At 72.5% G+C, this 9,120-nt stretch carries 6 protein-coding genes; all 6 read left to right on the plus strand.

Features of this window, described 5'->3' with window-relative positions; all coding sequences use genetic code 11:
- Positions 1-170: 170 nt before the first annotated feature.
- The 6 genes from rlmB (at position 171) to glgB (ending at position 8,881) form a co-directional block, all read left to right on the plus strand.
- Positions 171-1,160, plus strand: coding sequence for a 23S rRNA (guanosine(2251)-2'-O)-methyltransferase RlmB (gene rlmB / locus D8M29_RS05570; protein WP_036317879.1), 990 nt, complete (start codon positions 171-173; stop codon positions 1,158-1,160).
- 231 nt (positions 1,161-1,391) lie between these two features.
- Positions 1,392-2,402 (plus strand): ABC transporter substrate-binding protein, encoded by a 1,011-nt coding sequence (locus tag D8M29_RS05575; protein ID WP_127435280.1) that lies wholly within the window; start codon positions 1,392-1,394, stop codon positions 2,400-2,402.
- Between the two features lie 130 nt (positions 2,403-2,532).
- Positions 2,533-3,522: an ABC transporter permease gene (locus tag D8M29_RS05580; RefSeq protein WP_036341456.1), complete on the plus strand. Its 990-nt coding sequence runs from the start codon at positions 2,533-2,535 to the stop codon at positions 3,520-3,522.
- On the plus strand, positions 3,515-4,306 hold the full coding sequence (locus D8M29_RS05585) for an ABC transporter ATP-binding protein (protein WP_002855120.1): 792 nt from the start codon (positions 3,515-3,517) through the stop codon (positions 4,304-4,306). Before D8M29_RS05580 ends, D8M29_RS05585 begins: the two co-directional genes overlap by 8 nt.
- 104 nt (positions 4,307-4,410) lie before the next feature.
- The gene (locus D8M29_RS05590) at positions 4,411-6,510 is read left to right on the plus strand and encodes an alpha-1,4-glucan--maltose-1-phosphate maltosyltransferase (protein ID WP_127435279.1); all 2,100 of its coding nucleotides are present in this window, start codon (positions 4,411-4,413) and stop codon (positions 6,508-6,510) included.
- A gap of 40 nt (positions 6,511-6,550) precedes the next feature.
- Positions 6,551-8,881, plus strand: a complete 2,331-nt coding sequence (glgB, locus tag D8M29_RS05595; RefSeq protein WP_036341447.1) for a 1,4-alpha-glucan branching protein GlgB — start codon at positions 6,551-6,553, stop codon at positions 8,879-8,881.
- Positions 8,882-9,120 lie beyond the last annotated feature (239 nt).

The following is a 9,120-nucleotide window of genomic DNA, read 5'->3' on the forward strand; positions in this document are numbered from 1 at the left end:
TGGGCCACCGCGGACCGCATCCGCGACGCGCTGGCCGCGGCCGGCGTCGTGGTGGAGGACGGCGCCGACGGCGCCACATGGCGCCTGGCGGACTGACACCTAGACTGGAGGGCGATCCGGCGGCGCCCCGCGTGCCGCCGCCCCCGTCCCCGGCACGCAGGAGTCCCGCCATGTCCACCGCCCCCCGCTCCGGCGGATCCCGCAAGCCCAAGGGCAAGAAGGGCCCCATGAAGGGCACCGGCGGCCACGGCCGCAAGGCGCTCGAGGGCCGCGGACCCACCCCCAAGGCCGAGGACCGGGTCTACCACAAGGCACACCGCGCCAAGCAGCTGGCCGAGCGCTCGGCCGCCAAGCGCGGCCCCGTGAAGGACCAGGTCCGCGGCCGCGTGAAGCTCACGGACGAGACGGTCTCCGGTCGCAACCCCGTGCTCGAGGCGCTGCGCGCGGGCATCCCGGCCAAGGCGCTGCACGTGGCCGTGCGCATCGAGATGGACGACCGCGTCAAGGAGGCCCTGCGCCTCTGCCTCGAGCAGGGCGTGCCGGTCCTGGAGAACACCAAGCCGGAGCTGGACCGCCTCTCCGGCGAGGCCGTGCACCAGGGCATCGTGCTGCAGATCCCGCCCTATGAGTACGCGGACGCCACGGCCCTGGCCCTCGACGCGCTCGCGAAGCACGAGAAGGGGCACCTGCGGACCCCGCCGCTGCTGATCGCGCTCGACGGCATCACCGACCCCCGCAACCTCGGCGCCATCATCCGGGCCGGCTCCGCGTTCGACGCGGACGGCGTGATCGTGCCCGAGCGCCGCTCCGTCGGCGTGACCGCCACCGCCTGGCGCACCTCGGCCGGCGCGGCCGCGCGGGTGCCCGTGGCCCAGGCCGGCAACCTGAACACCACCCTCGTCGACCTGCACAGGGCCGGCTACTTCGTGCTGGGCCTCGACGGCGGCGGGGACGTCTCCCTGCCCGGGCTCGCCCTGGCCACGGAGCCGCTCGTGCTCGTGGTGGGGGCCGAGGGCAAGGGTCTGTCCCGCATGGTGCGGGAGCACTGCCAGCAGATCGTGTCCATCCCGATCGACTCGACGATGGAGTCCCTCAACGCCTCGATGGCGGTGGGCATCTCCCTGTACGAGATCTCGGTGCAGCGCGCCGGCGGGCGCTGACCTCCACGGCGTCCCGCCCGGGATGACGGCCGGGCGGGACGCGGGTGTCGCGCACGGCGCCGACGGGGGCAGACTGTCCACGGTGACGCCGATCACATGGCAGGATGTCGCGTGAATGCGCGCACGTCTTGCCCGTGATGCGTGTCACCGCGCACAGTGTCTGCACTGTGTCCGACGGGCCCCCGTCGGCGAGCGCATCCCGCACCGCACCATCAGAACGAGGTCCGTCTCATGAAGCACCGCTCCCTCCCCCTCACCGCCGCCCTCGCCGTCGCCGCCTTCGGGCTCACGGCGTGCGGCGACTCCGGCTCCGGCGGTTCCGGCTCGTCCTCCGCCGCCGGCGGCGACGGCTCCTACACCGTGGGCATCAACCAGCTCGTCTCCCACCCGGCGCTCGACGGTGCGGCCGAGGGCTTCAAGGAGGCGTTCAAGGACGCCGGCCTGGACGTGACGTTCGAGGAGCAGAACGCCCAGGGCGAGCAGGCCACCGTCACCTCCATCGCCTCCACCTTCGCCAACGACGCGGACGTGGACCTCGTGGCCGCGATCGCGACCCCCGCCGCGCAGGGCACCGCCTCGGCCGTGAAGGACAAGCCGGTCGTGTTCATGGCGGTCACCGACCCGAAGGGCGCTGAGCTCGTGGCCTCGGACGAGGCCCCGGGCGGCAACGTCACCGGCGTCTCGGACCGCAACCCGGTCAAGGAGCAGCTGCAGCTGCTCAAGGACGTGAAGCCGGACGCCACGACCGTCGGCATCGTCTACAACTCCGGCGAGGCCAACTCCAAGGTCCAGGTGGGCCAGGCCAAGGAGGCCGGCAAGGAGCTGGGCCTCGAGGTCAAGGAGGCCACCATCACCAACTCGTCCGAGGTCCAGCAGGGCGTGCAGTCCCTGTCCGGCGTGGACGGCATCTACGTGCCCACGGACAACGCCGTCGTCTCGGCGCTGGAGACCGTGGTGGGCTACGGCAAGGAGCAGCGCATCCCCGTCATCTCGGCGGACATCGACTCCGTCGAGCGCGGCGCCCTGGGCACGTACGGCATCGACTACGAGGCGCACGGCAAGCAGGCCGGCGAGATGGCCGTGAAGATCCTCAAGGACGGCGCGAAGCCGGCCGAGCTGCCCGTGGGCTACGCCGACCCGGCCAACCTGCAGCTCGTGCTGAACCCGAAGGCCGCCGAGGCCTACGGCGTCGAGATCCCCGCCGAGCTCACGGACAGGGCCGACCAGCTCGTCGAGGGCTGATCCCGCGCCTGACCCGCCTCCGCGGCGGCCCGGACCACGAGGTCCGGGCCGCCGCGGAGCACGTCGACGGCCGGCCCACCCCGCCCGCCGTCGTCCGTCCCCCTCGCACCGCCCGAAAGGCACCCACCCCATGCTGACCGCAGTGGAACTGGGTCTGATCTACGCCGTCGTCGCGCTCGGCGTGTACCTGACCTTCCGCATCCTCGACTTCCCCGACCTCACGGTGGACGGCTCGTTCACCACCGGCGCCGCCACGGCCGCCGTGCTCATCACGGGCGGCACGCCGGTGCCCCTGGCCATGCTCGCCGCCTTCGTGGCGGGCGCGCTCGCGGGCCTCGTCACCGGCCTGCTGCACACCAAGGGCCGGATCGACGGCCTGCTCGCCGGCATCCTCACGATGATCGCGCTCTACTCGATCAACCTGCGGATCATGGGCAAGGCCAACATCCCCCTGCTCGGCCAGGACACCCTGTTCACGTGGCTCGACGACCTGGGCCTGGCCCGGAACTGGGGCTCGATCCTCGTGCTCTTCCTCGGCGTGTTCGTGGTGAAGCTGATCCTCGACTGGTTCCTGCACACGGACCTGGGCCTCGCCCTGCAGGCGACCGGTGACAACGAGGAGATGATCCGCTCGTACGGCGTCTCCACGGACCGGATGAAGATCCTCGGCCTCATGATCTCCAACGGCCTCGTGGCCCTCGGCGGCTCCCTGCTGGCCATGTACCAGGGCTTCGCGGACATCTCCATGGGCATCGGCCTCATCCTCGTGGGCCTGGCGTCCGTGATCGTGGGCCAGGCCGTGTTCGGCCAGCGCACGGTCTTCTGGGCGACGCTCGCCGTGATCGTCGGCGCCGTGCTCTACCGCCTGATCATCCAGTTCGCCCTCAACGCGGGCCTGAGCCCGAACGACATGAAGCTGATCTCCGCGGCTCTCGTCGTCGTGGCCCTGCTGCTGCCGCGCTTCGGCTTCGCCAAGCGCCTGAGCCTGCGCACTCGGGGCACGGCCGCGACCCCGGGGCCGGCCGCCGCCGCACCGGCCACCGCCGGCATGCCCCTGACCGGCGAGCCGGGTGGCGCCGCCCCCGCCGCATCCGTCCCCGAGGAGGCCCCCCGTGCTTGAGATCTCGCAGGTCTCCAAGACCTTCTTCCCGAACACCGTCAACGAGCGGCGCGCCCTGCAGGGCATCGACCTGCACCTGGCCGAGGGCGACTTCGTCACCGTGATCGGCTCCAACGGCGCCGGCAAGTCCACGATCCTGAACACGATCGCCGGCAAGCTGCTCCCGGACACCGGCACCGTGGCCGTAAGCGGCAAGGACGTCACCCGCATGCCGGACCACCGCCGCGCGGCCTCGATCGGCCGGGTGTTCCAGGACCCGACGGCGGGCACGGCACCGAACCTCACGATCGAGGAGAACATGGCCCTGGCCTGGCGACGCGGGCACGCCCGCGGGCTCTCGCGGGGCGTCTCCCGCGCCCGGCGCGCCACGTTCCGCGACGAGCTCACGAAGCTCGAGCTCGGCCTGGAGAACCGCCTCACCGCCAAGGTGGGGCTGCTCTCCGGCGGCCAGCGTCAGGCGCTGAGCCTGCTCATGGCCACGTTCTCGGGCCCGAAGATCCTGCTGCTGGACGAGCACACCGCCGCCCTGGACCCGTCCCGGGCGGAGCTGGTGACCCGTCTGACCCGGCAGGTGGTGGCCGAGCACCGGCTCACCACGCTGATGGTCACGCACAACATGTCCCAGGCCCTCGAGGTCGGCAACCGGCTGATCATGATGCACGACGGCCGGATCATCCTCGAGCTGGACGAGCAGGAGAAGGCCGGGCGCACCCCGGCGGACCTGTTGGCCGAGTTCGCCAAGATCAAGGGTGCCGTCGTGGACGACAAGACCATGCTGTCCTGAGCGCTCCGTCCGGCGCCCCCGTGTCCCCGGCCCGCCCCTCCGCCCCACGGCGGGCGGGCGGGCCGGCCGTTCTCACCGGCGCGGCCGCGGGGTAGCGTCGTGGCGTGAGCACCGCGAAGCCCGACACCCAGAGCGCCACCGCAGCCGATGTCCGCCTCCAGACCGTCACGGGGCGCATCCCGGTGACGGACGTGCAGCCCGTCGTGCTGGACGGCCGGTTCCCGGCGAAGGCCGTGGTCGGTGAGGACATCCCCGTCCGCGCCACCGTGTTCCGCGAGGGCCACGACTCCGTGCGCGCCACCGTCCGTCTGCTCGACCCGGCCGGCGCCGAGGTGCAGCGCGTGCAGATGCGTCCGGGCCGGCCCGGGCTGGACGAGGTCGTGGCCACGCTGCGGCCCGCCGAGCCGGGCCTGCACCAGTTCGTGGTCGAGGGCTGGGACGACCCGGTGGGCACGTGGAAGCACGCGGCCACCGTCAAGATCGCCGCCGGCGTCGACGTGGAGCTGATGCTCGCCGAGGGCGCCGCCCTGTTCCGCCGGGCCGCCGAGGACGCGGAGCGCTCGGCCGAGGACCGCGCCGTGTTCGAGGAGGTCGTTCGCGGCCTCGAGGACGAGTCGCTCATCCCGGCCCAGCGCCTGGCCTCCGCCGAGTCGGCGGAGGTGTCCGCCGTCCTCCACGCCCGCCCCGTGCGGGAGCACCTCACGAGCTCCGAGCTCTACCCGCTGGACGTGCAGCGCGAGCTCGCCGGCCGCGGTGCCTGGTACGAGTTCTTCCCCCGCTCCGAGGGCGCCCGCTTCGACGAGGCCTCCGGCACGTGGTCCTCCGGCACCTTCGCGACGGCGGCCCGCCGGCTCCCGGCGGTCGCCCGGATGGGCTTCCAGGTGGCCTACCTGCCGCCGATCCACCCGATCGGCACCACGCACCGCAAGGGTCCGAACAACACGCTGACGGCCGGGCCGCAGGACCCGGGCTCGCCGTGGGCGATCGGCGGGCCCGAGGGCGGGCACGACGCCGTGCACCCGGACCTGGGCACCGTCGAGGACTTCGAGGCGTTCGTGGCCGCGGCCGCGGACGAGGGCCTCGAAGTGGCCCTGGACCTGGCCCTGCAGTGCTCCCCGGACCACCCGTGGGTCACCGCGCACCCGGAGTGGTTCACCACCCGCGTGGACGGCACCATCGCGTACGCGGAGAACCCGCCGAAGAAGTACCAGGACATCTACCCGCTGAACTTCGACAACGACCCGGACGGCCTCGCCCAGGCGGTGCTGGACGTGGTGCGGGGCTGGGTGGCCCGCGGCGTGCACATCTTCCGCGTGGACAACCCGCACACCAAGCCCCTGTGGTTCTGGGAGTGGCTGATCGCAAAGGTCCGCGCCGAGGAGCCGCGCGTCGTGTTCCTCGCCGAGGCCTTCACCCGTCCCGCGATGATGCACGCCCTGGGCAAGGTCGGGTTCCAGCAGTCCTACGGGTACTTCACCTGGCGGAACACCGCCGAGGAGCTTGCGGAGTACCTCCAGGAGATCTCGCACGAGACGCCGGCGTTCTACCGCCCCAACCTCTTCGTCAACACGCCGGACATCCTCACGGAGTACCTGCAGCACGGCGGCCCGGGCGCGTTCCGGATCCGCGCCGTCGTCGCCGCCACGGCCAGCCCGCTGTGGGGCGTCTACGCCGGGTTCGAGCTGTTCGAGCACGTGGCCCGGCCGGGCGCGGAGGAGTACATCGACAACGAGAAGTACGAGTACCGCCCCCGGGACTGGGAGGGCGCGGAGGCCGCGGGTGCCTCGCTCGCCCCGTACCTCACCCGGCTCAATGAGATCCGCGCGGCGCACCCGGCGCTGGGCGACCTGCAGAACCTGACCCTGCACGCCTCGACCCACCCGGACCTGCTCGTGTTCTCGAAGACGCGCTCGGCCCGCCCCGAGGGTGCGCACCGGGACGCCGAGGCAGTCACCGACGCCGGTCCCGCGGAGGACACCCTGATCGTCGTCGTCACCACGAACCCGCACGACGTTGCCGAGGCGACCCTGGACCTGGACCTCGAGGCGCTGCGTCTGCGCCCCGAGGACCGCGACGCGTCCGGGGCCGTCGAGGTGGAGGACCTGCTCACCGGCCAGCGCTGGCGGTGGGGCCGCACCCCGTACGTCCGCCTGGACCCCCACGTCGAGCCCGCCCACGTCCTGCGGATCGTCCGGAACGGCTGAGCCGCTCCCGACGCCCGCCGTCCCCAGAACAGGAATCGCCATGACCCCGTCCGCCGCCCCCCGCCCCGCCGTCGCCCCGCTCGCCGTGGACCCGGAGGTGCTGGCCGCCGTCGCGCAGGGCCGGCACCACGATCCGCACACCGTGCTGGGCGCCCACCCGCATCCCGACGGCGCCGCGGTCACCTACCGCGTGCTGCGCCCGCTGGCGCGCACGGTCACGGTGGTCCGCGCCGGCGACGGGCAGCGGGTGGAGCTGACGCACGAGCACGACGGCGTGTTCGCGGGCGTGGCCCCGACGCCCCGCGTGGCCGGGGCCGCCGCGGGCGACTACCGCGTCGAGGTGGCGTACGAGACCGAGGACGGCACGACCGGCCCCGTCCAGGAGCAGGACGACGCGTACCGGCACCTGCCCACGCTCGGCGAGCTGGACCTGCACCTGATCGGGGAGGGCCGGCACGAACGGCTGTGGGAGGTGCTCGGCGCCCGCGTGGTCCGCACCTCCGCCGACGAGGCCGTCGGCACGGCCTTCGCGGTCTGGGCGCCGAACGCGCGGGCCGTGCGCGTGGTGGGCGACCACAACGGCTGGGACGGCCGGACCCACGCCATGCGGTCCCTCGGCTCCTCCGGCGTGTGGGAGCTGCTGGCGCCCGGCGTCGGTCACGGCGACCGCTACAAGTTCGAGATCCTCGGCCGGGACGGGCTCTGGCGGCAGAAGGCGGACCCGATGGCCCGCTGGACGGAGGTCCCCCCGGCCACGGCCTCGCGTGTGCTGGAGTCCGACTACGCCTTCGGGGACCGCACCTGGATGGAGCGCCGCCGCGTCACGGACCCGCACGAGCGCCCGCTGAGCATCTACGAGGTGCACCTGGGCTCGTGGCGGCCCGGGCTCGACTACCGCGAGCTGGCCGAGCAGCTCGTGGAGTACGTGCAGTGGCTGGGGTTCACGCATGTGGAGTTCCTGCCGGTCGCGGAGCATCCGTTCGGCGGGTCCTGGGGTTACCAGGTGACCGGCTACTACGCCCCCACCTCCCGGTTCGGCTCCCCGGACGAGTTCAAGCACCTGGTGGACGCGCTCCACCAGGCGGGGATCGGCGTCATCGTGGACTGGGTGCCGGCGCACTTCCCGAAGGACGAGTGGGCGCTCGCGCGCTTCGACGGGACCGCCCTGTACGAGCACCCGGACCCGCGGCGGGGCGAGCATCCGGACTGGGGCACCCTCGTGTTCGACTTCGGCCGCACCGAGGTCCGCAACTTCCTCGTGGCCAACGCGCTCTACTGGCTCGGCGAGTTCCACATCGACGGGCTGCGCGTGGACGCCGTCGCCTCGATGCTCTACCTGGACTACTCGCGCGAGGACGGGCAGTGGGAGCCCAACGTGCACGGCGGCAACCACAACCTCGAGGCCATCGACTTCCTGCGCGAGGTCAACATGACCGTGTACCGCCTGCACCCCGGCGTCCACATGATCGCGGAGGAGTCCACGGCCTTCTCCGGGGTGACCGCTCCCGTGGACGCGGGCGGTCTCGGCTTCGGCAAGAAGTGGAACATGGGCTGGATGCACGACACCCTGGCCTACCTGTCCCAGGACCCGGTCAACCGCCGGTGGCACCACGGGCAGTGGACGTTCTCCATGGTGTACGCCTACTCGGAGAACTACGTGCTGCCGCTGTCCCACGACGAGGTCGTCCACGGCAAGGGCTCCCTGCTGAGCCGCATCCCGGGCGACCGCCGGCAGCAGCTGGCCACCCTGCGCGCCTACTACGGGTACATGTGGGCGCACCCCGGCAAGCAGCTGCTGTTCATGGGCGGGGAGTACGCGCAGCCGAGCGAGTGGTCCGAGGGCGAGGGCCTGGACTGGCCCGTCTCGTGGGACGAGGCGCACCGCGGGGTCCAGCTGACGATCCGGGAGCTCAACGCGCTCTACCGCAGCAAGCCGGCGCTGTGGTCGCTGGACCACAGCCCGGAGGGATTCGCGTGGGTGGACGGCGGCGACGCCGACGGCAACACGCTCGTGTTCCTCCGCATGCCCGCGGCGCAGGTGGTGCCGGAGCCGCGGATCGACGACGACGGCGACGCGGCCCCGGCCGCCGAACCGGGCGGCGCCCCGCTGCTGTGCATCACCAACCTCTCGGGGTCGCCGCGTCAGGGGTTGCGCGTGGGGGTGCCGTCCGCGGGGGAGTGGACGGTGGTGCTGGACACGGACTCAACCGACTTCCACGGTGACGGCTGGCGGGAGCAGACCGGCCAGTCCGAGGTGATCGCTGCCCATGAGGGCCAGTGGCAGGGCCAGCCTGCCCACGTCACGGTGAACGTGCCGGCGCTGACCACCCTGTGGCTCCAGCCGCACCCGGACTCGACGGTCACGCCCTGACGCGTGGTGCACGTCACGATCGACGGTCTTGGCGCGGGAGTGCCAAACCGAGTCGGACGCCATCGAGGAATCCGCGAGAACACGCGGAAGCCGACCGTCCGCCCGGGGCTGCACGCCGGGTGTCACCCCTGATTTTGTGTTCGGTGGGATTCGTGTGTAGAGTTCCATCTCGTGCTCAAGACGCCGACCGGGTGACCGGGAGGCGGGGTGAAGAACACAGAATCCGCGGATTCATGCCG

Origin of the sequence: Micrococcus sp. HSID17227, from assembly GCF_003989405.1 — a bacterium.
GTDB lineage: Bacteria > Actinomycetota > Actinomycetes > Actinomycetales > Micrococcaceae > Micrococcus > Micrococcus luteus.

Excerpts from the sequence above, each read along its gene's own strand:
- D8M29_RS05580 (WP_036341456.1), top strand. The coding sequence starts at position 2,533 with ATGCTGACCGCAGTGGAACTGGGTCTGATCTACGCCGTCGTCGCGCTC.
- glgB (WP_036341447.1), top strand. The coding sequence starts at position 6,551 with ATGACCCCGTCCGCCGCCCCCCGCCCCGCCGTCGCCCCGCTCGCCGTG.
- D8M29_RS05575 (WP_127435280.1), top strand. The coding sequence starts at position 1,392 with ATGAAGCACCGCTCCCTCCCCCTCACCGCCGCCCTCGCCGTCGCCGCC.
- rlmB (WP_036317879.1), top strand. The coding sequence starts at position 171 with ATGTCCACCGCCCCCCGCTCCGGCGGATCCCGCAAGCCCAAGGGCAAG.